This is a genomic window from Spirosoma koreense, from assembly GCF_054777875.1.
This window is the reverse complement of the sequence record NZ_BAAHAC010000022.1, coordinates 2,431,753-2,454,378: the sequence shown is the minus strand read 5'-3', so window position 1 is coordinate 2,454,378 and position 22,626 is coordinate 2,431,753. Positions and strand designations below refer to the sequence as shown.

At 54.7% G+C, this 22,626-nt stretch carries 16 protein-coding genes; 8 read left to right on the top strand and 8 right to left on the bottom strand.

Features of this window, described 5'->3' with window-relative positions:
* Positions 1–19: 19 nt before the first annotated feature.
* The 4 genes from ACYVC2_RS23660 (at position 20) to ACYVC2_RS23645 (ending at position 1,932) form a co-directional block, all read left to right on the top strand.
* Entirely contained in the window at positions 20–268 is a 249-nt protein-coding gene (locus ACYVC2_RS23660) for a hypothetical protein (RefSeq protein ID WP_461106399.1), read from the top strand.
* Positions 269–532: 264 nt separating this feature from the next.
* Positions 533–1,423 (top strand): bifunctional 5,10-methylenetetrahydrofolate dehydrogenase/5,10-methenyltetrahydrofolate cyclohydrolase, encoded by an 891-nt coding sequence (locus ACYVC2_RS23655; RefSeq protein WP_461106397.1) that lies wholly within the window; start codon positions 533–535, stop codon positions 1,421–1,423.
* Positions 1,424–1,492: 69 nt separating this feature from the next.
* Positions 1,493–1,678 carry a DUF4258 domain-containing protein gene (locus tag ACYVC2_RS23650; protein ID WP_461107229.1) on the top strand — a complete coding sequence of 62 codons (186 nt, stop codon included), beginning with the start codon at positions 1,493–1,495 and terminating at the stop codon, positions 1,676–1,678.
* Between the two features lie 50 nt (positions 1,679–1,728).
* Entirely contained in the window at positions 1,729–1,932 is a 204-nt protein-coding gene (locus ACYVC2_RS23645; RefSeq protein ID WP_461106395.1) for a hypothetical protein, read from the top strand.
* Between the two features lie 34 nt (positions 1,933–1,966).
* Here ACYVC2_RS23645 and ACYVC2_RS23640 read toward each other — a convergent pair whose 3' ends face one another.
* Positions 1,967–3,253, bottom strand: a complete 1,287-nt coding sequence (locus ACYVC2_RS23640; RefSeq protein WP_461106393.1) for a Na+/H+ antiporter — start codon at positions 3,251–3,253, stop codon at positions 1,967–1,969.
* 242 nt (positions 3,254–3,495) lie between these two features.
* Between ACYVC2_RS23640 and ACYVC2_RS23635 the strand changes: the two genes are divergently transcribed.
* On the top strand, positions 3,496–6,453 hold the full coding sequence (locus tag ACYVC2_RS23635; RefSeq protein ID WP_461106391.1) for a glycosyltransferase family 117 protein: 2,958 nt from the start codon (positions 3,496–3,498) through the stop codon (positions 6,451–6,453).
* Positions 6,454–6,604: 151 nt separating this feature from the next.
* On the opposite strand, the gene ACYVC2_RS23630 is transcribed toward ACYVC2_RS23635, so the two are convergent.
* The 3 genes from ACYVC2_RS23630 to ACYVC2_RS23620 all read right to left on the bottom strand — a co-directional run bounded on the left by ACYVC2_RS23630 (position 6,605) and on the right by ACYVC2_RS23620 (position 9,940).
* Positions 6,605–7,678 carry a winged helix DNA-binding domain-containing protein gene (locus ACYVC2_RS23630; protein WP_461106389.1) on the bottom strand — a complete coding sequence of 358 codons (1,074 nt, stop codon included), beginning with the start codon at positions 7,676–7,678 and terminating at the stop codon, positions 6,605–6,607.
* 26 nt (positions 7,679–7,704) lie between these two features.
* Positions 7,705–9,303: a Na+/H+ antiporter gene (locus ACYVC2_RS23625; RefSeq protein WP_461106387.1), complete on the bottom strand. Its 1,599-nt coding sequence runs from the start codon at positions 9,301–9,303 to the stop codon at positions 7,705–7,707.
* Between the two features lie 280 nt (positions 9,304–9,583).
* Entirely contained in the window at positions 9,584–9,940 is a 357-nt protein-coding gene (locus ACYVC2_RS23620; protein ID WP_461106385.1) for a winged helix-turn-helix transcriptional regulator, read from the bottom strand.
* Between the two features lie 157 nt (positions 9,941–10,097).
* On the opposite strand from ACYVC2_RS23620, the gene ACYVC2_RS23615 reads away from it, so the two are divergent.
* A complete protein-coding gene (locus ACYVC2_RS23615) occupies positions 10,098–10,970 on the top strand; it encodes a pirin family protein (RefSeq protein ID WP_461106383.1) in 873 nt (290 codons plus the stop codon).
* A gap of 63 nt (positions 10,971–11,033) precedes the next feature.
* Positions 11,034–11,582 (top strand): YceI family protein, encoded by a 549-nt coding sequence (locus ACYVC2_RS23610; protein ID WP_461106381.1) that lies wholly within the window; start codon positions 11,034–11,036, stop codon positions 11,580–11,582.
* A gap of 107 nt (positions 11,583–11,689) precedes the next feature.
* Here ACYVC2_RS23610 and ACYVC2_RS23605 read toward each other — a convergent pair whose 3' ends face one another.
* Together ACYVC2_RS23605 and ACYVC2_RS23600 are read right to left on the bottom strand one after the other, a co-directional pair.
* The gene (locus tag ACYVC2_RS23605) at positions 11,690–12,763 is read right to left on the bottom strand and encodes a glycoside hydrolase family 43 protein (RefSeq protein WP_461106379.1); all 1,074 of its coding nucleotides are present in this window, start codon (positions 12,761–12,763) and stop codon (positions 11,690–11,692) included.
* Positions 12,764–13,155: 392 nt separating this feature from the next.
* Positions 13,156–15,705, bottom strand: a complete 2,550-nt coding sequence (locus tag ACYVC2_RS23600; protein ID WP_461106377.1) for an FdhF/YdeP family oxidoreductase — start codon at positions 15,703–15,705, stop codon at positions 13,156–13,158.
* A 381-nt stretch (positions 15,706–16,086) separates the two neighbouring features.
* Here ACYVC2_RS23600 and ACYVC2_RS23595 point away from each other — a divergent pair, with 381 nt between their 5' ends.
* Positions 16,087–18,888, top strand: coding sequence for a TonB-dependent receptor (locus ACYVC2_RS23595; RefSeq protein ID WP_461106375.1), 2,802 nt, complete (start codon positions 16,087–16,089; stop codon positions 18,886–18,888).
* Between the two features lie 119 nt (positions 18,889–19,007).
* Here ACYVC2_RS23595 and ACYVC2_RS23590 read toward each other — a convergent pair whose 3' ends face one another.
* Both ACYVC2_RS23590 and ACYVC2_RS23585 read right to left on the bottom strand, forming a co-directional pair.
* Positions 19,008–20,909, bottom strand: a complete 1,902-nt coding sequence (locus ACYVC2_RS23590) for a hypothetical protein (RefSeq protein ID WP_461106373.1) — start codon at positions 20,907–20,909, stop codon at positions 19,008–19,010.
* 172 nt (positions 20,910–21,081) lie between these two features.
* The gene (locus ACYVC2_RS23585; protein ID WP_461106372.1) at positions 21,082–22,437 is read right to left on the bottom strand and encodes an enolase C-terminal domain-like protein; all 1,356 of its coding nucleotides are present in this window, start codon (positions 22,435–22,437) and stop codon (positions 21,082–21,084) included.
* Positions 22,438–22,626: the final 189 nt, after the last annotated feature.

Genomic DNA, 22,626 nt, shown 5'->3' with positions numbered 1-22,626 from the left:
AATTCTACCGATCGACTTTATGAAATCGCAAACCCAACTCCCCCTACCAGGCACCTACATGTACGTATACCCCACTTTTTCGGATTCGCCCCAGCGAATTTGTATTCATGCGTTCGATGCCGACAAGGCCTATGCTTTTGTCAGTTACCCAGGCCATCCTAATCATAAAGCTCCTCAGGCCCTTAAAGTAAGCTGGTTTAAAACCGTTATTCTCCAGCAGGTAAAAGAATATCCGAAAGTTTATAGGGAAGTTCTCTGCCTGAATTAACTCATATTATAGCCCCCAGAACCGATACGGCTCTTCGTTCCAGTACAAATGGGGTGAAGAGCCGTATCGGTTCTGGGAGGTTTCTGTCCTGATTACCCAACCCGTATCGACAAATCAGCTTCTGAAAGCCAACGAAAAAAGTATAGGTAATATCTGCTGCAAGGTGGTACTTTCGCGTCTGATTCGAGCCCTTAGCCGAACAAGTGTATCGCGCTTACGGCCGGCAGGCACCCAATATCAGGTATATCAGTCGTTTATATTCTTATGCAGCTTTTAGACGGTAAATTACTTTCATCCCAGATCAAACAGGAAATTGCGGCCGAAGTCGCTCAGATACGCGGACAGGGGGGTAAGATTCCACACCTCGTGGCTATTCTGGTTGGCAACAACGGAGCGTCGGAAACCTACGTTGCGTCGAAAATGAAAAATTGCGAAGAAGTCGGTATGCATTCGACGCTTATCCGGTTCGACCCGTCCGTTTCGGAGGAAGAGCTGCTGGCCAAAGTCCGGGAGGTGAACGAAAATCCCGATATGGACGGTCTGATTGTCCAGCTTCCCCTACCCGACCATATCAATCCGGACCGGATTATGGAAACCATCAATCCTGCCAAAGATGTCGACGGCTTTCACCCAATCAATATAGGGCGCATGGCCAAAGGGTTGCCTGCCTACATTTCAGCGACTCCGCAGGGGGTGCTGGAAATGATCAAACGGTACGAAATCGAAACTTCGGGCAAGCACTGCGTAGTAGTCGGTCGCAGCCAGATTGTAGGCCTTCCGATGTCGATTCTGATGCAGCGGAACACCTACCCAGGCAACTGCACGGTTACGCTTACCCACAGCCGCACGAAAAACCTGGCCGAAATCTGCCGATCGGCGGATATTCTGGTAGCGGCCCTGGGTAAACCCGAATTTGTAACCGCCGACATGGTCAAAGAAGGCGCGGTGGTGATCGACGTTGGTCTGGAGCGCGTACCCGATGCCAGCAAGAAAAGTGGGTTTTCGTTGAAAGGTGACGTAAACTTTGCCGAAGTAGCTCCCAAAACAAGCTTCATCACTCCGGTTCCCGGTGGCGTCGGGCTGATGACCATCTGTTCGCTGATGCAAAATACCCTGAAGGCCGCCCGGGGTGAGGTGTATGGATTACCCGCATGATTGAGCAGATCCGGCTTAAGATACAGCGGGAGCAGTTTGAACTTTCAGCCCATGCATTAACCACGCTCTATTCTGCTGAACGAAATTACGGATGCAATTCTAAGCGGAGAAATTATCGAAGTGTCCCCAAATGACCATTACGGACCAAGTTGCCTTGTTTTGGTTATAGTAAAACCAGCGACCTCTACATATACAATGCCGCTATCCAGAGCGACCAATACGAAAGATTGTTACGGTTTATCAACCAACGCTTGACCAGTGGGAAACGAATCTGAAAACGAGAAAGAAATGATGGGCCAGATGAAGTGTTGATCTCGACCTACGTTCGCTACATCCTGGATCTGGAAGGCCAATTGTTTGTTTTTGAGAACGTACCCGCTCGCGTAAACCCGATTACTGGTGAACAATCTTTTGCGCCGGCTACCGTTCGGCAAATTCAGCAGATCGCTTTGTCGGCGGACAAACCAACCAGGACGATACAGGCGGCCGTTTATGAGTTCGCAGCCTGAAAACCGTACAGGAAAAGGACACAACTGTACCAATTCAGGTTGCGGAAACATCGGACTGTCGTTTCCCCTTTGGATTGACCCTTACCCCCAGCCGGCTTACCAGCATAGGCAAACTCAACCCCTGCCCAACCAGCGTAATCAGCACAGTGACTACGGCCACAAAGATGATCGTGTCCCGCTGCGGAAACGCGCTTCCGTCGGCCAGCGTAGTGGGCAGGGCCAGCGCCGTAGCCAGCGATACAATCCCGCGCATACCCGACCAGCTGATGATCAGACAGTTCTTCCAGTCGAGCTGGGCATCTTCAAACCGCCTGGACTGGGTTTTCCGAAAAGCCCGGTCCAGGTTGATTTTCTGCAGAAAAACCCGCGCCATCCGGATGATCAGTGCCACCAGACAAATGACAAAGCTATACCCCACCAGCGGTAGCAATTGCTGAGGGCTGATGCGCTGAAGCACGTACGGAAACTCAAGCCCGATCAGCACAAAGACCAGCCCGTTCAGAATAAACACGATAATTTCCCAGATGGCTTTCGACTGGGCTTTGGTCCCGTCGGGAAAGAGCTGCCTGGCAAACTGAGAAATTACCAATCCCAGCGTTACCACGGCAATAACGCCCGACACGTGCACTTCTTCGGCCAGCGCATAGGCCACAAACGGCATCAGGAGCGTGAAGCTGATAGCAACCAGTTTGTTTCCGGGAATCTGTCCCAGCACCCATTTCAAGGCTTTACCCAGCATCAGCCCGACCAGAAAACCGCCGGCAATGAGTATCAGAAACTGCACGCCCGCTTTCCAGAAGATAAACGAGGAACCTCCAACGGCGGCTACAGACAGGCGGTAGGCGATCAGGCCGGAGGCATCGTTGATCAGGCTCTCGCCCTCCAGAATCGTCAGGGTTTTGTGAGATAGCCCTAGCCCTCTGGTGATGCTGGTAGCCGCTACAGCGTCGGTAGCCGACAGAATAGCCCCCAGCACAAAAGCCAGCGGCCAGGTCATTCCGGGAATGGCGTAACGGGCAAAGGCAGCAATTCCGATGGTGGTTAGAAAAACCAGCGCAACCGCCAGCGTCGAAATTGTATTGACGTTCTTCTTGAATTCGTTCAGCGAAATATTAAAAGCCGCATCGTAGAGCATGGGCGGTAGAAACAGCAGAAAAACAATATCGGGATCGAGTTCGATGTCGGGGACACCGGGGATAAAGCCGACGGCAATGCCCGCCATAACCAGTAAAATCGGGTACGGCAACCGGACTTTATCGGCAATGGCCGACAAGCCGATCATCACCGCCAGTAGAAACAAAATGACGCTGTAGTTCTCCATGGGAAGCTGTTTGCCGCAAACTTACAGAAGGTATAGTGCCCGGACTATCTCTGTCGGCCCGAATTCTTTTCAGTTGCCTAGCCTCACCTCGTCATAGCTCGGGCACGCCTGATTAAGCAGCTTTCTGCCACTTCCTGCAACTTCCATTAACAAACTTTAACAGCAATTGCTGACTCAGGCGGGCTTCTTTTTCCGTAATTTTGGCTTTCTTACACAAAAAGCAGTCCGTTAATTTCTCCTGTATGCAATCATTTAAACGCCTGAACACCCTCACAGGCTGGTTTGTTTTCGCTGTCGCGCTGATTACGTATGCGATGACCGTCGAGCGAACGGCCAGCTTCTGGGACTGTGGCGAATTCATTGCGTGTTCGTTTAAACTTCAGGTACCCCACCCACCCGGTGCGCCATTTTTCCTGCTCCTGGGCCGACTTTTCTCCATGCTCTCGTTCGGCAATCTGACCAGTGTGGCCTACTGGGTCAACATGTCATCAGTGCTGGCTAGTGCCTTTACCATCGCGTTTCTGTTCTGGACCATCACCATGCTGGCTCAGAAGCTGTTGGCCAAACCCGAGCGGGAGTACTCCACCGCCGATACGCTGCTGGTGATCGGTACGGGGGCGGTCGGCGCGCTGGCCTACACCTTCTCGGACACGTTCTGGTTTTCGGCCGTCGAAGCCGAGGTGTATGGCATGTCGTCGTTTTTCACCGCCATCGTGGTATGGGCCGCCTTCAAATGGGAGCGCATCGACGACGAAGCCGCTGCCAACCGCTGGCTTATTTTCATTGCCTACCTGACGGGCCTTTCCATCGGGGTTCACTTGCTGAACCTGGTTACCCTACCGGCGCTGGCGCTGATCTATTATTTCAAAAAACAGTCTAAACCAACCTTCTGGGGTGGTGTTATCGCAGGTGGCATTGGTCTGGTAATACTGGGCATCATCAACGCCGGTATTATCCCGGGGCTTCCAGGCATGGCGTTCGCGGTGGAGCGGCTGTTTGTCAACTCCTTTGGATTGCCCTTCAACTCCGGAGTTATTTTCTTCATCGTCGTTTTTCTGGGATCGCTGGCGTATGGCGTTATCTGGTCGGTCCGCCAGAAGCGGGTCGTCTTGAATACGTCGTTGCTGTCACTGGCGTTCGTCCTGATCGGGTATGCCTCGTACATGCAGGTGCTGGTTCGGGCCGATTTCAATCCGCCCATCAACGAAAACAACCCGGACGACGCCCTGAACTTCCTATCATACCTGAAGCGTGAACAGTATGGCAGCCGCTCGCTGCTGTACGGTCCCGTCTTTACCTCCCGCCCGATCGACCAGAAACCGGGAGCCGATATCTGGAAGAAAGAAGGTAACAAATACGTTGTCTTCGACCACCAGCCCGAATACATCTACGCGCCCGGCGATGAGATGCTGTTTCCGCGCGTGTACAGCAGTCAGCAGAACCACCCGGCGCTGTACCGGCAGATGCTCGGGCTGGCCGAAGGGCAGAAACCCACCATGGGCGACAACCTGAAGTTTCTCTTCAGCTACCAGCTGGGCCACATGTGGTGGCGCTACCTGATGTGGAACTTCGCCGGACGCGAAAGCGACGAAGAAGGCGCGGGCTATCTGTTGCCCTGGTCGAACGACAACGGTGTTCCGGAATTACTCAGGACCAACAAAGCCCGCGACAATTTCTACATGCTACCGTTTGTACTGGGCCTGTTCGGGATTACCTTCCAGTATTTCCGCCGTCGGCGCGATTTTCTGATCGTCGGGCTGCTCTTCCTCTTCACGGGAATTGCCCTGCAGGTCTTCCTCAATTCACCGCCTTCGGAGCCGCGCGAACGCGATTACATCTACGTCGGCTCGTTCTATTTCTTTGCCATCTGGGTAGGGCTGGGCGTTATGGCCCTGGCCGAAGGCATCCGCGCTTACCTCAAATCGGACACCGCCCGCAATGGTCTGATCGTAGGCGTGAGTCTGCTGATACCCGTTATGATGGGTGCTAAAAGCTGGGACAACCACAACCGCGATCACCGCTACCAATCGGTTGACTTCGCGAAAAACCTGCTGAATTCCTGCGCACCCAATTCGGTCTTATTTACGGGTGGCGACAATGACACCTTTCCGCTCTGGTACGTGCAGGAGGTGGAAGGCTTCCGGCGCGACGTGCGGGTGTGTAACCTCAGCCTGCTGGGTACCGAATGGTACATCCAGCAGATGAAACGAAAAACCTACGAGTCCGACGCGCTACCGATTTCGCTGGAACTGGATCAGTTCAACAAAGGCAAGAACGACATTGTGCCGTTCTACGAAGTTGAGGGCGTCAAAAGTGGCATCGATTTGAAGCAGTACATCAACCTGATCAAGACCAGTAATCCGGCGATTCAGGTGCCGCTGACTAATGGTGAGATGACCAGCATTCTGCCCTCGTCGGTGCTGTTTCTGCCCATCAATAAAGCGTCTGTCGATCAGGGCAAGTTTGTTCCTCCCTTGTTGCGGCCGCTCATGAAAGACACCCTGCAGTGGACTATCGGCAAAAAAGATCTTTACAAACCCGATCTGATCATGCTCGATATTATCGCTACCAACAACTGGAAACGGCCAATTTACTTCTCCAGCACGCTGGCCAGCGATAACTATCTGAATCTGAAGAGCTACATGCAGCTGGAAGGTTATGCCTATCGGCTCATGCCCGTAGCCGTGCCCGGCGCCACAGATGGGTACGTCAACTCCGACATCATGTACACCAACATGATGAAGAAAACCTTCTGGCGGGAGTTCAATAACCCGGATGTGTATTACGACGAAACGTACAAAGGACCACCCGTCATTTCGGCCCGCATCGCGTTCTTCCGACTGGCCGATCAGCTGATGCGCGAAGGAAAGACCGACAAAGCCCGTGAGGTACTGAACTACTCGCTGAAGGTCATTCCGGACAAGAGCATTCCCTACGACCAGATCTCGTCGAACTACGTGCGCTTCCTGTTCGAAGTGGGCGACAACAAGAAAGCCCTCGAAATTGCGGATACCATGGCAGCCCGCGCCGACCAGAACTTGACCTACGACAAGAGCGGTAATGGTAATCGGTTCGGCAGCCCCGATTCGGATCTGTACATTCTGCAGACCATTGTCGAAGCCTGCAAAGCAGCCAAACAAACCGCAGCGGCAAATAAATACGACGCCATCTTCCAGAAGCATATCAACGCCTTTGGTTGATTACAGATTTAAAAAAGCCAGAATCCCCTCTCGACTGGTGTTAGTCGAGAGGGGATTCTGGCTTTCCAGGATTTCATTTTTTTTGGGAGCCGTGCCCCGGTTCTGAACCGGGGCACGGCTCCCAAAAAAAATGCAGAAACCTACATTACGATCATTTGATTACTATTTTCTGGTTCAGAAAACGGCTTAAAGGTTCAAACGCTTTCTCTAAGCCATCGAGCGTGGCTTCATCGGGGATTTGGAAAAAAATGACCTCAATCAGGACCTTGTCTTTCTGCATAGTTCGCTTCCAGGTCCCGATTACCTTGCCATCCCTGACGAGAATCGGATTGAAGATTCCATTCCCGGAAATAGCCAGCTGCTGATGTTCCAGCGCCAGAACGGCACTGCGATCCCGGTAACTGATGACGTACTCATCGAAAGCGGGCAGTGCATACAGGCCGTCATTACCCTGATCGGGTACGGCAAAATCGCTGGAGAACCAGTACGTTTGCGAATTGATTTGTTCGGAAAGAAGCTTGGCTCTGATCGATTCGAGCCCCTGTCGGGCTTCGGCAACCGATAAGCCCGACCACCAGACGAAATCGTTCAGGGTGGCAGGGCCGTGACTGGTGAAATACCGCTGAGCCAGTTTGGCCAACGCTTCTTCCTTGCTCAATGGTCTGCGGTTGGGCACCCGCTCTTCCAGCAGCGCATAGGTTTGCTGCTTTCCGCGTACGGCTCCGTTTGCCACGATACCATCTAATTCGGCCCGAATCATGATTTGTGCAGCTCTGGCGCTATCGGTCCTGATGCCGGCCTTTTCTAACTCGCTCATCAACTCCTGACGGGTCAGGTGATGGCCACCAGCCAGGACTTTTTCGAACACGGCATTGCTGGCGGCAAAAAGCGGTTCGGTTAGGTCAAGTACTTTGTCCCGTCCTTTCACCAGGGCTTTGATCCGGGGAGCCGTTAGCTTAAGCATCCAGTATACGTCCTCGGCCGCCACCACATGCCAGGTCGGTCGCAGTACGTGCGTACGGATGAGTTCGCCCGAATCGAGAGCGGTCGTTATCTCCGCTTCAGTTAAGTGCGGTAATCGGCTGCCCAGCGCCCATTTGACCATAGCGTAATCCTGCGCCTGTACGGCACCCATCCAGCGGACCAGCTCGCTGGCGGTTCGGTGCGTTGGCCGGGTAATCTGCTGGTTGATCAGTCGGCTGTGGGCCAGGTGGGTTGCGTGCATACCTTCGTTACACTCAATATAAAGACTCAGTGGATGGGATGATCCAGTTTTTCCTCCTCCAGATCCATCTGGGCTTCTTCTTTCCGGATGATCTCATCGTCGAACTCCTTCTTGCTTCGGAGCCGATGCAGTTCATCCCGTTTAATATTGATAATCTCAGCCACGATCTGGTTGTACTGCGCGACGTTCTCGCCGTCGTTTTCGAGCGAATCCAGGTGCCGTTTGGTCTGATGCAGATCGCTTTCCATCCGATTTTTCAGGTTTTCGACCAACTCGTTGTTGATGGCTTCCTTCGCGTAGTTCTCCTGCAAATAGGTCAGGGCGACCTTTAACACTTTCAAACGAATCAGGGATTCCTGCTCATTTTCGGGCATCCGATTGTCGGTGTCTTTCAAATTGACCCACCGAATGACCAGTGGTAAGGTCAGTCCCTGAAAAACCAGCGTGACCAGGATCACCACGAAGGTGATAAACAAAATCAGGTTCCGGTGTGGAAAAGGGGTCCCGTTGTTCAGCGTCAGTGGAACGGACAGCGCCGACGCCAGCGACACCACGCCACGCATGCCCGCCCAGCCCAGTACGATCGGTCCACGCAGACCCGGATTGCGATTCGCGACGGTGATGTACCGGCCAATAAATTGGGTGAAGTACGATGAACAGACCGTAAATACCAGCCGCGTCGCAATAATTACACCAGTGATCAGTATCGCATATTCGATCGCTTCCGCCTTCGAATAACCGCCCAAGCTGTTGATGATGACCGGAAGCTGAAGCCCGATCAGGATAAACACCAGCCCATTCAGCGCAAAGACGACCGTTGCCCACATGCCGGTGCCCTGAATGCGGGCGCTGTGGTTGAGGATGACATGGCTCTGGTTGGAAAGGAACAGCCCTCCGCTCACCACGGCCATCACCCCCGATACATGGAACTCTTCGGCCATCATGTACATGATGTACGGAGCGATGAAAGTCAGCAGGATACTGATGCGGGTGGCCGTCGGTAGCCAGCGATGAATAGCGTAGAACGCCACCCCAACGGCCAGCCCTACCAGAATTCCCATGAACGTAACGGCCAGAAAATCGACGGCCGCGGTTTGCCACACAAACGAGCCGGACAACACGGCGGCCACCGCAAAGCGAAAAACGACCAGGCTAGCGGCATCGTTCACGAGGCTCTCTCCTTCCAGGATACTGACCGCCGTTCGGGAGATATTGACATTTTTCAGCACCGAGGTAGCCGCCACCGCATCGGGGGGTGAAATGATCCCGCCCAGCAGGAAACCAAGGGCCAGGGTAAAGCCAGGAATCACCGCCGACGACACATAAGCGACGGCAAAGGCGGTGACGATGACCAGCCCGAAAGCCAGCACAACGATGATCCGTCGCCAGCGCCAGAATTCCTTCCAGGACATAAACCAGGCGGCTTCGTAGAGCAAAGGCGGCAGGAAGATCAGAAAAATCAGTTCGGGATCGATCTCAACCTGCGGAATCCCCGGAATCAGGCTGAACCCCAATCCGCTGATTACCAGAAATATGGGCGTAGGGATCCGCAACCGCTGCCCGACCATAACCAGTAAGGAAACGGCCAGCATCAGCGATAAACAAAGGAGTAGTGTTTGGTGCATAAAGTACCAGGCAAACGAATGGCTGGAAATCGACGTTGGTCCTGTGACCTGCCAAATTAGTAAGCGATACTCGTTGACACAAAAAAATTACCAGGTTAGTCCCTGCCGACAAGGTTTTCGTTTCCAGCCCCTTGCCTGGTTGGCTGCCTGGCGAAGCGTTCTGAAAAAGCAGATGCGTCGCTTCGGGCATAGCCGATCAGCGCTCGGCCGATGTGTAGCAGTAGCCTGAACGGGCATGTAACTGGGGTGCCCCAACCGATTTCTTCGACCAAGGCATGACTCAAACTTCCCCCGAGAGAATCTTTTTGCGGTGTAACTCACCCCAGTTGCGCAGAGATTCGATCACATCGCCGAGGGTCTGGCTGTGCGGGGTCAGTGTGTACGTGACTTTGACCGGATACGTATCGTAGACGGTTCGCTTGACCAGCCCGTTCATTTCCATGTCCCGCAATTCTTTCGAGAGCATACGGTCGGTGATGCCGTGTACCTCTTTGGCGATTTCGCCGAATCGCTTCTCGCCGAAGGTAAGCGCGACAATGATCGGGAGTTTCCACTTGCCGTTCAGTACATCCAGGGCATCCCGTATAGGGCGCAACAGACTCACGCATTCTTCACGTCGTAGTTCAACCGGTTCCATCTGATAGTGATTGTAAGGATTATGACCCGCAAACTTCACTATACCGGAGTATAGTGCTATACTCCGGTATAGTACTTACAAATGTATAGTAAGCAGCGTAAATTTGCATCATCAATGAGGGCAAAAATTTTTGGCCTCAGGAAAACAGAATTAGGTCATGGATTTTCATAGAGAACTTACTAAAGTATATACCCCCCCTACGCAACCTAGCTTTTTAGGGTCAGGGCATCTGGCCAGTCCGGTTATTCAGGTAGACTTTACCGAGAGCGATCCGTTTATCGTGCTGATGGATGATCGGCTCGACAAGCAAAATGAGCAGCCCGCCGGGGGGCCTCATCCGCACGCCGGTTTTGAAACCGTATCCTTGCTGCTGGAGGGGGAAATGGGCGATGACGCGCACCGCCTGAAAGGGGGTGATTTACAGCTCATGACCGCCGGAAGCGGTATCATTCACACCGAAACCATCGAGCGCAAAGCCTCTATGCGATTGCTCCAGCTGTGGTTGAATCTGCCTAAAAAAGATCGCTGGGCCCAGCCACGGGTACAGGATCTTACTTCGGAAAAAGTTCCTACTGTCGATCAGGACGGTGCGCAGATCAAGGTGTACAGCGGCTCGCTGGCGGGTGTCACCTCGCCGGTTCAGAACTATGTGCCACTCATCATCGCCGATATCCGGTTGCAGCCTGGAGCGACGACGATCCAGCACATCCCGGCCGCGTATACGGCTTTTTTGTACGTCCTCGACGGAAGCATTCGGGTAGGCAATGAAGCTAAAGACGTTCGTCAGGGGCAGGTGGGCTGGCTGAGCCGGTACACCGACGAAACAGCAAGCGAACTCAAACTGACGGGTGGTGAAACCGGTAGCCGGGTCATTCTCTACGCCGGAGAGCCGCAGGGCGATGCTATCGTATCGCATGGTCCGTTCATCGGCGACACTCAGGACGACATTCGGCGACTATATCAGGAATACCGTCAGGGAAAAATGAGTCACATAGCCACCGTTCCGGCATCGCAGCGGATGCTCTGGTAACCCGGCCCACCACACTCCCAACGCAATCAGTCAACAAGTTCAATTCCTTACTTTTTAAACGATATGCCAACTAACAACTGGGTCCTCGACCCCACCCACAGCGAATTAGGTTTCAAGATCAGACACCTGATGATCAGTAATATATCGGGTTCTTTTCAACAGTTTCAGGTAGAAGTCGAAACAAAGAACGATGACTTCAGTACCGCTCAGATACGGGCCACCGCTGACATTGCGTCCATAAATACCAGCAATGCACAGCGGGACCAGCACCTGCGCGCGTCGGATTTCTTCGAAGCGGAGACGTATCCTCAGTTGAGTTTTCAATCGACGAACGTGGAGAAACTTGATGAGGATACGTATTCCATCACTGGCGATTTAACGATGAAAGGCGTTTCTAAGCCGGTCAAATTAACCGCGGAATACAGTGGTGTTACGAAAGACCCCTGGGGGGGCGTACGAGCCGGTTTTACCATCACGGGCAAAATTAACCGCAGCGATTGGGGAATCAACTTCAACGGCGTACTCGAAACGGGTGGATTGGCCCTCAGCGAAGAGGTGAAGATCAACAGCGAAATCCAGCTGGTTAAACAACTCGAGCCTGTAGCTGCCTAAAACCGGTTTTTACGTAAAGGCAGTCCGTGTACACCCGGCTTTGCGGGAGTATACACGGACTGCCTTTATGCGTGATCGACGTTACGCATTATGTGGATCGAACCGGCTTAATTCTTAGCCGAATACGTTTCCAGCAACGTGTTGGCCTCATTAGCCGTAAGTAACGAAACGCAGCCATGCCGGGCTTCCGACGGAAAGCTTACGTTTTCTTCGACGGTCCAGTGGACCAAATCAGGCGAGTAGGAAGCGCCAAAGCGGTTCGTCATGCAGTAGTCGTACAACAACAGCCAGCCGGAGCGAACCGGGTCTTTGATCACCGTCGGCCCTTCGGTGATTACCGGAACAATTTGCCCCTGATTCAACGGCCCTTCGACCAGGGTGTAAGGTCCCTCCAGTTTTTTCGAAGTAGCCAGCCGGATGGCTCGCCTTTCGCCGGTTTTGGCCCCGAATTCTTCTTCTTTATGAAACAGATAGTAGGTTCCGTTTTCTTCCAGCAGGGTTCCGTCGATTACCGAATAGGGAGGATTGAAAAATACTTTCGCCGGTGTAAAGGTCTTCCAGTCGCGGGTTCGGCAGGACCAGAGCCGGCTTTCTTTCCAGCCCGCATCTTTAAACGACGACGACCAGAATAGGACATACTCCCCTGTTTTTTTATCATAGAACCATTCGGGTGCCCAAATATTTCCAGCGAGAGCGCCGGACTCGTTCCGCACGTCTTTCATCAACGCCAAAGGGCCTTCCACCTGCCAGTGAACCAGATCCTTCGAGGTCATGTAGAGGCAGCTTGGCCCCACTTTCTCCCGGTCGGCCCCTCGTCCTCCCCCCGTCGATAAAATTCGCCAGAGCCCATCCGGTCCCCGACGAACGTACGGATCACGGACATGCTGCTCCCATACGGGCTTGTTGTCGTTCAACGGTGTCCAGTGGCGACCGTCTGTCGACAGGGCAATGTGCAGCTTATTGATCAGCATCGGATCGGGCAAAGGCACCTCGACGGTATTTCCCTTCGCATCGATCTCGATTCGGGTTGGATAACGCTGACGAAAGTAGGTCAGCATCCAGACCGGTTTATCCTTGTTGATAGTAAGGGGTTGATTTATAGAGGCTACGTCAGTTTTCGGTTGCGCCAATATTCCTCCAACCCAGAGCATCATGCCAACTAATACCACTATAATCTTCATACTGACCGACTGACTTTTCAGCTGAGAAGCGTAAAACGGGCCGGATATACCGATCAGGCCCGTCAGGTGAGCAAACAGACTATACCGATCTTTACCAGCGCATGCTGCTTAAATCACCCCATCCAGGAACCCGATGCGCTGAAATTATCATTCACCGACCGTCGAACACGCTTTTAACCGGCTACCACAGTTCTGGCCACCAAGCTTTTAAGCACTCAAGGACAACTAGTGAGACTATACAGGTCGTTTTTTTGTCAAGCTGACGCAGGAAGCATCTTCGGGTGAAAATCTTTGCTGGCTACAGAAGATGCTTCCTGCGTCAGCATGACAAAAAAACGACCTGTATAGTCTCTTCTTTAACTCCAATAAGCGAAGCTGATCCGTCCAGATTTTTAACCGGCGGCCGTCATCAACTGGGTCGAGCCGTCGCCTTTAGCGAACTTACCCGCCACGGGTGCTACCGTAACGACCACAAACTTTGACGTGGGGGTATTGCTGATATAGGCCACACTAGCTACCGGCACCAGCACATTGGCCTCCGGATAGTAAGCCGCCGTATTACCTTTGGGAATGTTGTAAGGGATGGCAATCATATTCTCCAGCGTGCGGGTCTGCCCTTCGAAATGGCTGGTAATAGTGACCAGTTGCCGCTCCTGAATGCCCCGGTCGGCCATGTCCTGCGGATTAAGTAAAACAACCCGCCGTTCGCCGTGAATACCACGGTAGCGATCGTTGTAATCATACACCGTCGTGTTGAACTGGTCGTGGCTACGGATCGACATCAGCACTAGCTGATCGGGTTCGAGGTGGTGCATGACCATATCCGTCACGGTGAAGTTGGCTTTGCCGTTTTCCGTCGTGAAGTTCCGCTCGCGTGGCCCGTTGGGTAGGTAGAACCCGCCCGGCTTCCGGATCTTCTCGTTGAACTGCTCGAAGCCGGGAATTACCCGCGAGATGGCGTCGCGGATGGTATCGTAATTTGCCGTATACGCTTCCCAGTCGACGGTGCTGCGGCTCCCCAGCGTTGTCCGGGCGATACCGCCGATAATGGCCACTTCGCTCTTCATGTCGCCAGCCAGCGGTTCAAGGACACCCTGGTTCCGGCTGACCACCCCCATTGAATTTTCGCAGGAGGTAAACTGTTCGCCCGACTGCTGCCGGTCGATATCCAGGTGCGTAAAGCAGGGCAAGAGCAGAGCCGTCTTCCCAGTAGTAAGGTGACCACGGTTCAGTTTGGTGGCAATAAATGCCGTGAGCCGCAACCCGCGCATACAAGCCGCCGTGAACTCCGTATCCGGCCCGGCCGACAGCAGGTTTCCACCCAGGCTGACGAAAGCCTTAATTTTCCCGTCGTGCATGGCTTTGATAGTTTCCACCGTATCCAGACCGTGTTCGCGCGGGGACTGGAAGTGGTATTCTTTTTCCAGCGCATCCAGAAACTCCTTGTGAGGCCGCTCCCAGATACCCATCGTCCGGTCGCCCTGCACGTTGGAGTGACCACGAACTGGACAGAGCCCTGCACCGGGAATGCCGATGGATCCTTTCATCAGGTGCAGGTTCACGACTTCCTGAATACTCATCACGCCATTTTTCTGCTGCGTGAGGCCCATGGCCCAGCAGGTGATGAACTTCTTTTTGGGTCCGATTATGTTGGCCGCTTCGAGCAGTTGCTCCCGCGTAATTCCGCTCATCAGCTCGATGTCTTCCCAGGTCGTGTTGCGAATCACGTCTGCAAACTCGTCGTAATGAGCCGTGTATTGTTGAATAAACTCGTGATCGACCACGGTGCCCGGCGTCTTCTCTTCGGCTTCCAGCAGGTGCTTCATGATGCCTCGCAGAACGGCCATGTCTCCATTTAGCCTCACCTGTAAGAATAAGTCGCTGATAGGCGTACCGTGCCCCAGCAGCGTACCCACCGCCCTGATCGGATTCATAAAATCCTGCGGGTTTTTGAAATGGCTAAGCCCCGCTTCGTGCAGCGGATTGACCGCGATGATCTTCGCCCCTTTCCGCTTGGCAATTTGCAGGGCCGTCAGCATGCGCGGAGTATTGGTGCCCGGATTCTGTCCCATGATCATAATCACCTCGGCCTCATGAATATCGTTGAGCGTAACCGATCCTTTGCCCAGTCCTACCGTGGGGCTCAGCGCTGAGCCGCTGCTCTCGTGACACATGTTGGAGCAGTCGGGTAGGTTGTTGGTGCCGAACTGACGAACAAAAAGCTGGTAAACGTAGGCCGGTTCATTAGGAACCTTACCCGAGGTGTAAAAAGCGGCTTCGTCGGGCGACGCCAACCCATTCAGTTCCTCCGCCATGAGCGTAAACGCATCGTCCCAGGCAATGGGTCGGTAGTGGGTATCGCCGGGGCGCAGCACCATCGGATGCGTCAGCCGACCCGCGTTGTTGAGGTCCCGGTCGGTCATCCGCGACAGATCGACGAGGCTGTGTGTAGCAAAGAATGCCGGGTCCACCCGCTGGGTGTCGGCATCGGACGCCGTGGCTTTCGCGCCGTTCTCGCAGAATTCGGCAAACGAGCGGTGGCCATCCGGATCGGGCCAGGCGCAGGATGAGCAGTCGAAGCCGTCTTTCTGGTTCAGTCTCAGCAGCGCGTGGGTTCCCCGTCCGACGCCCCCTTCCCCCCAGGCAAACTCGCCGGATTTGATCACGGCCATCAGTCCGGCGGCCACATCGGCAGGTTTATCGAGACGGAGGCCGGTAAAGATTTCGGGCGGTTGCGCCAGGACCGGAACGGTGTGTTTGGCCCCCAGCGTGTCGGGGGCGGGCAATACCCGTTTGTCGGCATCGGGCTTCCCCTGCGGGTCGTAATGGTCGTTGGTCATGGCATCTCCCTGACCGGGGCGCTGGCCGCTGAGGGGCTTATTTTCGATTTCCTGCTGGGGAATATCGGCAGGTTTTTTCTGGCTGTTCGGCGACTTATCCATATAACTTAGCGATACCGGTACGTGTACTGATCGACTCGTATTAATCGTAACGAATGGTTTGCGTAAACCGTTGTCGAAAACGATCCAGCCCCGCAAATCGATTAGGGAATGGGGCTTTGTTGCTTGACAACCCGATTGACCGTATCGAAGTAATGCTTTTGGGCTGGCCGTTCCTACCCAAACAACGATTATCCATGAATTCCGATTTCCCGGCCATGAACCATCGTTCGGGCAGTGGTACCATTACCTCACTAATCAACGCTATTCCTCACCCGGTTACTACAGCCAGCAGGTTTTTCAGGGAGCCATCATTATGACGGTGTGACCGGTACGCCTGGTGGCTACCGGCCCGACTCCTACATCCTCTGACTGCTTTTCTCTATGAACAACAACTACCTGACCCGCTGGGTCATAATCTACAGTTTTATCGGGATACTTACCCTATCCCGCACACTAGCCCAGAGCATCTGGGGGCACGTCACCGATGCGACTACCGGCGCGGATCTACCGGGCGTGTCGATCCTGGTGCAAGGGCCCAATACAGGTACGGTTACCGATGCCAATGGCCAGTACAGCCTGACGATTGAACCGGGCAGCTACACCCTTCGGATCAGCTTTGTCGGGTACACGACGCAGACCCCGACGGTGCAGGTGACTGCCGGCAACACCACTACGCTGGATATTCGCCTGGTCGAGAGCCTGGCCAGCCTCAACGAAGTGGTCGTCATTGGGTCCCGTTCGACGCAGGCCCGGTCCAGTACCCAGACCGTGGCTCCCGTAGACGTCATTCAGTCGCGCGATCTGGTGGCAACCGGACAGGTCGATATTACCCAGCAGTTGAATTTCGTAGCCCCGTCCTTCAATTCGTCCCGGCAAACCGTTTCAGATGGTACCGACCACGTCGACCCCGCTACCCTGCGCGGCTTAGGTCCCGACCAGGTGCTGGTATTGCTCAATGGCAAACGTCGCCACAACCAGGCGCTGATCAACCTCAATGGAACCATTGGGCGGGGCTCGGTCGGAACGGATCTGAATGCCATCCCCAGTTCGGCCATCGAGCGCGTCGAAGTGCTGCGCGATGGGGCTTCGTCGCAATACGGTTCCGACGCCATCGCGGGCGTTATCAACCTCCGTCTGAAAGAGCAGCCCGGCACCACCGTCAATGCGCAGGTGGGTCAGCAGTACAAGGGCGACGGGCAGGTGGCGCAGGTCGGCATCAATCATGGGTTCAAACTGGGCGATAAAGGATTTCTGAGCCTGACCGGCGAGTTTCGGCATCGGGGCGCTACCAACCGGGCGGGCGACTACACCGGCCCCGTTTACGTAAACTGGAACGTCAGCCAGCAAACGGGCGAAACTCCGGCGGCTTTCGTTGCCCGTCGGCAGGGACTTTATCAGCAGGATCAGGCGCTTATTCGTCAGAATAATTTTAACCTGAGCAATAACCTGCAGGTAGGTCAGGCGCGGGTCGAGAATGCGGGTTTCTTTTTGAACGCACGGGTTCCGATCCGAAACACAAATGCGAGCTTTTACGCGACGGGCGGGCTGAACTACCGGCGTGGGCTGGCGGGCGGTTTCTACCGCTATCCTTACCAGACGACCCAGGTCATTACGGCACTTTACCCGAACGGTTTTTTACCGAACATCCAGTCGACCATCAACGACCAGTCGCTGCTGATGGGGATCAACGGCGAAACGAAAGGCTGGCGCTGGGACATCAGCAACGTGTATGGCGGCAACTCCTTCCGGTTCGACGTAACCAACTCCAACAACGCATCGCTGGCGTACCTGGGTCCGACGAATAACCCAACTAGTTTCTACGCCGGTACCCTCAGCTTCTACCAGAATACCGCCGACCTGAGTGCCGCCAAAGATTTCGGGAAACAATTGGGGTTGACCTCCTTCAACGTAGCGGCCGGGCTTACCTACCGGAATGATCAGTACCGCATCAAGCCCGGCGAAGCGGCCTCGTACCTGAACTTCAGCCCGCAATCGGGTCAGGTTGGCGGAGCGCAGGTCTTTCCGGGCTATCAGCCCGCGAATGCCGTCGACGCACACCGGCATGTGTACGGCGCGTATGTTGACCTGGAATCGGACGTAACGGATCGACTGTTACTGAATGCGGCCGGACGCTATGAGTATTACAGCGACTTCGGCGGGAATCTGGCGGGTAAGCTGGCGGCCCGCTACCGCTTCAGCGAGGCTTTCTCCCTGCGGGGTTCGGTTAGTAATGGCTTCCGGGCACCGAGTCTGCACCAACGGTATTACAGTGCCATCAGCACGGTATTCGTCTCGACCGGAACCGGGCTGGAACCCCGACAAACTGGTACGTTTCGCAACGACAGCCCCATTGCGCAGGCCTTCGGCGTACCGGCGCTGGGTGCCGAACGCTCCACGAATTTCAGCATCGGTATTACCTCCCGCCCCTTGCCGAACGTAAGCCTGACCATCGATGCGTATCAGATTAACATTCAGAACCGGATCATTTACAGCAATCAGTTTTCGCGGGGCACCGCCGGTGCAGGGCTAATCGTCGCGACGATTCTGAACAATGCCGGGCAAACGGACGTCAACAGCACGCAGTTTTTCGCCAATGCGGTGAACACACAAACGCATGGGCTGGACATTGTTCTGGCCACCAATCCAAGACTGTCGACTGGCACGCTCGACATAACCCTGGCGGCAAATTTCAACCAGACCAAACTGGTGGGCGACATCCAGCGGCCCGCCAATATCCCAACCGATGCTGCGTTCGGCAACTTTTTGTTTAACCGGCAGGACAGTGCCCGTCTGACGATAGCCCAGCCCAAAAGCAAACTCCAGCTCACGTTCAACTACCGCCTGCGCAAATTCGGTGCGGTCTTACGGATATCTCGTTTCGGTATTGTGGAGGCTTATGACCCGATCAATCCTGCCCTCGACGAAACCTTCAACCCCCGGTTCGTCACCGACCTGAATGGCTCGTACCGAATCCTTAAAAATCTGACGATCACGGTTGGGGCGAATAACCTGTTCGACGTTTACCCGGATCCCCTGCGGGTTGCTAACTACCCGACGCCGGAGCGATACGGTTCGGCCGCGCTGGATAATTCCTCGTTCGGGCGCTTTGTGTACGGGCGAGCCGCCACCCAGTTTGGCTTTAATGGTGGCTACTATTTTGCCAACCTCTCGGCCGCGTTTTAGCGGGACTTGTAGAGCCCGCCGACCCCGGGTGGGGTGTATTTCCTGTTTCTACCCTACCGGGAGGGGCGGCTCTACATGATTGTGAACCATGGCACGGGTTACGGCCAGCCGACGCGTACTCACTTTTTCAGCGTCTGAATCTGCTGTTTCAACTGCAGGGCTGTAGCATTCCGGTTATCCAGCCGCAAGGTGTTCTCGACGTATTTCGTAGCGGCTGCCGTATTGGCAAATTTGAGGTAGCCAGCCGCCAGTTGATTGCTCAGTTGTACATTGGTCGTATCCCGGGCATATTGTTGCTTTACAGCGATGAGCTGCTGCACAAACGATTGCAGCTCGGTCAGACTAAACTGCGACGGGTTGTGGGTGGCCGCGTACTGCAGGTAGGGTAGCGCTTCTTCGGGCCGATCTAGTTTAAGCAACGTAATAAATAACTGCTGGGCCGTCTCGAAACTGTTTTCGAGACGGAAAGCTTTTTTCAGATAGACGATCGCGGGCTGGCTTTCATTCAGGCTCACACTCAACTTACTCGCCTGCCGGGCTAACGCTGCGTCATACGGATACTCCAGCGACAGCGCTTCGGCTACCTGCCGAGCGGCTCCCAGCTTCTTCTGCGTGACGTAGTGGTTGAGCAACTGGTTTATGGCTTCCTGCCAGGTGATTTGCTTCACCACCAGCGCCCCGGCCAGTTGTTCTTCGACGGTCTTTGGCCGTTTTTCTTCTGGGGGCATCGGGATATTGAACGGCCAGCCTTCTTTCAGAATCATCATCTCATAGGCCCCCTTGAGCGAATCCACCGCCGTAATTGGCATTTGCTGCCGCAGACTGGCAAATGACATTTCATTCGTTCCGGTCGCAATGAGCTGCCGCTTTTTCAGCGCATCATAAAATGCTTCGGAAAGCAGCGCATACCCACTCAAATTCGGGTGAACATGCTCCAGCAGGGTTTCCTGCCCCAGAATACCATGCGGAGAATGGTCCTCAAAGTATCGTTTCGTATCGACCAGCGTGACTCCCGGATACCCGGCCGTTACCTCCTGAATGATTCGATTGATGGCTTCGGGGGCCCGAAACCGCAGCAGATCGAGCTCTTTAGCCTGTACGTATTCTTTTTTTGCCTCGGCATAGCTGCCTTTAGCGTACGCCTGATTCCCCCGCTGATAATGGACTTGGGCGGAGGCCGCACCGTTGCCAGGCAGGCTGATGAAGGGCTTCAGGTCTTTTTCGTTGCTGACCAGATTGCTGACAAAAACCGGGATATGATGATCGCTCAGGAGCTGGCAAAGGTCCGTGAGGTTGGTTTTAAATTGATCCAGGCCGGCCTGATAAATCGCCGATCCGTATGGAATCTGCTGATCGGCGGCCATCCGTTTCATCAGGTTCTCGCGTAAGTCGACCTGTCGCCCGGACACGGCTTTTCGAATTCCAGTCACCACCTGATTGATAAGCTGGACCAGTCTAAATTCCCGCAGTTTAAGGACCAGGCGCATCACCGACGGATTGTGGGCGAGGGTGCTGGTCGAACCCACTCCTGATGCTCCGTAGTATTCATTATGGCCGGCATACACCAGTACGGCGTCGGGCTCGTAATCAACCAGTTCCTTCGCAAAACCGTACACGGTATACGTATTGACGGCCGTCAGCGCCAGGTTGATAATCTCAACATCTTTGTTTGGGAACGTATGCAGCAATCGATACTGAAGCCACCGGTGAAAGGAACCATTGTGCATGTAAGGGTAGCCAATGGTGGTCGATTCCCCCAGCACAAAAATGCGTAACGTGCCCTCGGGTTTGTGTTGCGGGAACGGCTCGAAGTTTCCGATCGTTGCGTTTTCCGTCTCAGAAAAATACCGCTCTGACGCATGGGGATTCATGACCCAGTAACCCTTCTGCTGCGGATCTTCGATGAACAAACGCAGGTCATGGCCGTAGCCAAACAGCCGCAGCAAACCCTCTACCAGCGCCAGGACCAGCACAGGCAATAGCAGAGCAATGCCTTTGTAGAGCCACACGCGTTTTTTCATAAATACCCGTCCATCTTTTTTCAATCAGGCCACCTTTTCGGTAACGCGGACGGTCGGCCGCGATTATTTGATAAAAATCGCGGCCGACCGTCCGCGTTACCGACCGTCCGCCCTACCAACTACTTTGGCAAAACGATTTGTAAAGCGACTTTTACTCACTAGTTATCCCGGATTACGGGCGGATGATGGTGCCGTCCATCTTTCTGACCTGCCAGTTGGACTTGGTGGAGATGGGGTACTTGGCCGCTTCCTTCTCGTTGATGTCTACCCCTAACCCCGGCACCTCGTTGACCGACATGTAGCCCTTCTCCATCGTTGGACAACCGCTGAAGACCGCCTGGGTCTTCTCCGAGAAGGCCACCGCTTCCTGGATGCCGAAGTTCCACACCGCCAGATCGATGTGCGCGTGAGCCGCGTGTCCCACCGGCGAGACATCCCCCGGACCGTGCCAGGCCGTGCGCACGTTGAACCATTCCCCCAGCCGGGCCACCTTCATGGCCGGGGTGATGCCCCCGATCTGAGAGACGTGTATCCGGATGTAATCGAACCACTGGTTGACCATCGGCTCCTTGAACTCATTGATGTTGTTGAACAGCTCCCCCATCGCAATGGGCACGGTGGTCGTCTGCCGCAACTGAGCGAACCACTTCATGTTCTCGGGGGAGAAGGGGTCTTCGATGAAGAAAGGCCGGTAGTCCTCCACCTGCTTGATCATGTTGATGGCCTCCATGGGCTGCACCCGCTCGTGCACATCATGCAGCAGCTCGATCTCCTCGCCACACTGCTTGCGGACCACCTCGAACATCTTGGGCACCGACTTGAGGTAGCCCATCACATTCATGTAGGCGTCGCCCTCGTAGCCGAAACCGGCGGCTTTGAAGTCAGGCTTGTCGAGGTTGGCCCCCACGCCCCCGTAGCCGCCCTGCTGAATGCGGATGTACTTGTAGCCCTGCTCCATGAACTTCTTGACGCTGTCGGCGGCTGCTTCGGGGGAGTTGCCCCCGGCATGGGTGTAGCAGGGGATGGCGAAGCGGACCTTGCCCCCCAGCAGCTGGTAGACGGGCATCTTGGCGCGTTTGCCTTTGATGTCCCACAGGGCCTGGTCCAGGCCCGAGAGGGCGTTGTTGAGCACGGGCCCGTTTCGCCAGTAGGAGCTCACGTAGGCTGACTGCCACATGTCCTCGATGTTGTCGACGTCTTTGCCCACGCAGAACTCGTTAAGATAAGTGTTGATGGCGACGATGACGGCGGCTGCGCGCTGGGTGAAGGTGGCGCAGCCCAGTCCGTAGAGTCCGGGTTCGGTGGTTTCGACCTTGACGACGATGAGGTTGGAGCCCTGGGGGGCGGTGGCGATGGCTTTGACGGACTTGATCTTGACGGGGGGAGCGCCGATGGCGTAGCTGGGTTTAGTCTGCTGTTCGCGGGCCAGGGCGGTGGAGGGTCCGCCAAAGAGGCCCAGTAATCCGGCTGAGGAGCCCATGCCCAGCATTTTCAGGGTGTCACGGCGGCTTTGATCCAGGTTATTCATGAGGAAAGCAGGGAAATATGCGTAGCGCCAGGAGCGCCGAGCAAGGGTTATACATGGGTTTTCTTTTCAGGAGTTTTGCCAGTAGACATGCCATCGCAACGGTTCTTGCAAGATAAGCCTTGGGTATGACCCCGCAGGGGTCATATATTTATAGAGAACGGTCTTATCTATACCTATTTGCCCCCGCAG

What these genes read in the sequence shown, in the direction of transcription:
- ACYVC2_RS23640 (WP_461106393.1), bottom strand. Translation starts at nt 3,253, where the DNA reads ATGGAGAACTACAGCGTCATTTTGTTTCTACTGGCGGTGATGATCGGC.
- ACYVC2_RS23635 (WP_461106391.1), top strand. Translation starts at nt 3,496, where the DNA reads ATGCAATCATTTAAACGCCTGAACACCCTCACAGGCTGGTTTGTTTTC.
- ACYVC2_RS23585 (WP_461106372.1), bottom strand. Translation starts at nt 22,437, where the DNA reads ATGAATAACCTGGATCAAAGCCGCCGTGACACCCTGAAAATGCTGGGC.
- ACYVC2_RS23660 (WP_461106399.1), top strand. Translation starts at nt 20, where the DNA reads ATGAAATCGCAAACCCAACTCCCCCTACCAGGCACCTACATGTACGTA.
- ACYVC2_RS23620 (WP_461106385.1), bottom strand. Translation starts at nt 9,940, where the DNA reads ATGGAACCGGTTGAACTACGACGTGAAGAATGCGTGAGTCTGTTGCGC.
- ACYVC2_RS23655 (WP_461106397.1), top strand. Translation starts at nt 533, where the DNA reads ATGCAGCTTTTAGACGGTAAATTACTTTCATCCCAGATCAAACAGGAA.
- ACYVC2_RS23590 (WP_461106373.1), bottom strand. Translation starts at nt 20,909, where the DNA reads ATGAAAAAACGCGTGTGGCTCTACAAAGGCATTGCTCTGCTATTGCCT.
- ACYVC2_RS23600 (WP_461106377.1), bottom strand. Translation starts at nt 15,705, where the DNA reads ATGGATAAGTCGCCGAACAGCCAGAAAAAACCTGCCGATATTCCCCAG.
- ACYVC2_RS23595 (WP_461106375.1), top strand. Translation starts at nt 16,087, where the DNA reads ATGAACAACAACTACCTGACCCGCTGGGTCATAATCTACAGTTTTATC.
- ACYVC2_RS23610 (WP_461106381.1), top strand. Translation starts at nt 11,034, where the DNA reads ATGCCAACTAACAACTGGGTCCTCGACCCCACCCACAGCGAATTAGGT.
- ACYVC2_RS23630 (WP_461106389.1), bottom strand. Translation starts at nt 7,678, where the DNA reads ATGCACGCAACCCACCTGGCCCACAGCCGACTGATCAACCAGCAGATT.
- ACYVC2_RS23615 (WP_461106383.1), top strand. Translation starts at nt 10,098, where the DNA reads ATGGATTTTCATAGAGAACTTACTAAAGTATATACCCCCCCTACGCAA.
- ACYVC2_RS23625 (WP_461106387.1), bottom strand. Translation starts at nt 9,303, where the DNA reads ATGCACCAAACACTACTCCTTTGTTTATCGCTGATGCTGGCCGTTTCC.
- ACYVC2_RS23605 (WP_461106379.1), bottom strand. Translation starts at nt 12,763, where the DNA reads ATGAAGATTATAGTGGTATTAGTTGGCATGATGCTCTGGGTTGGAGGA.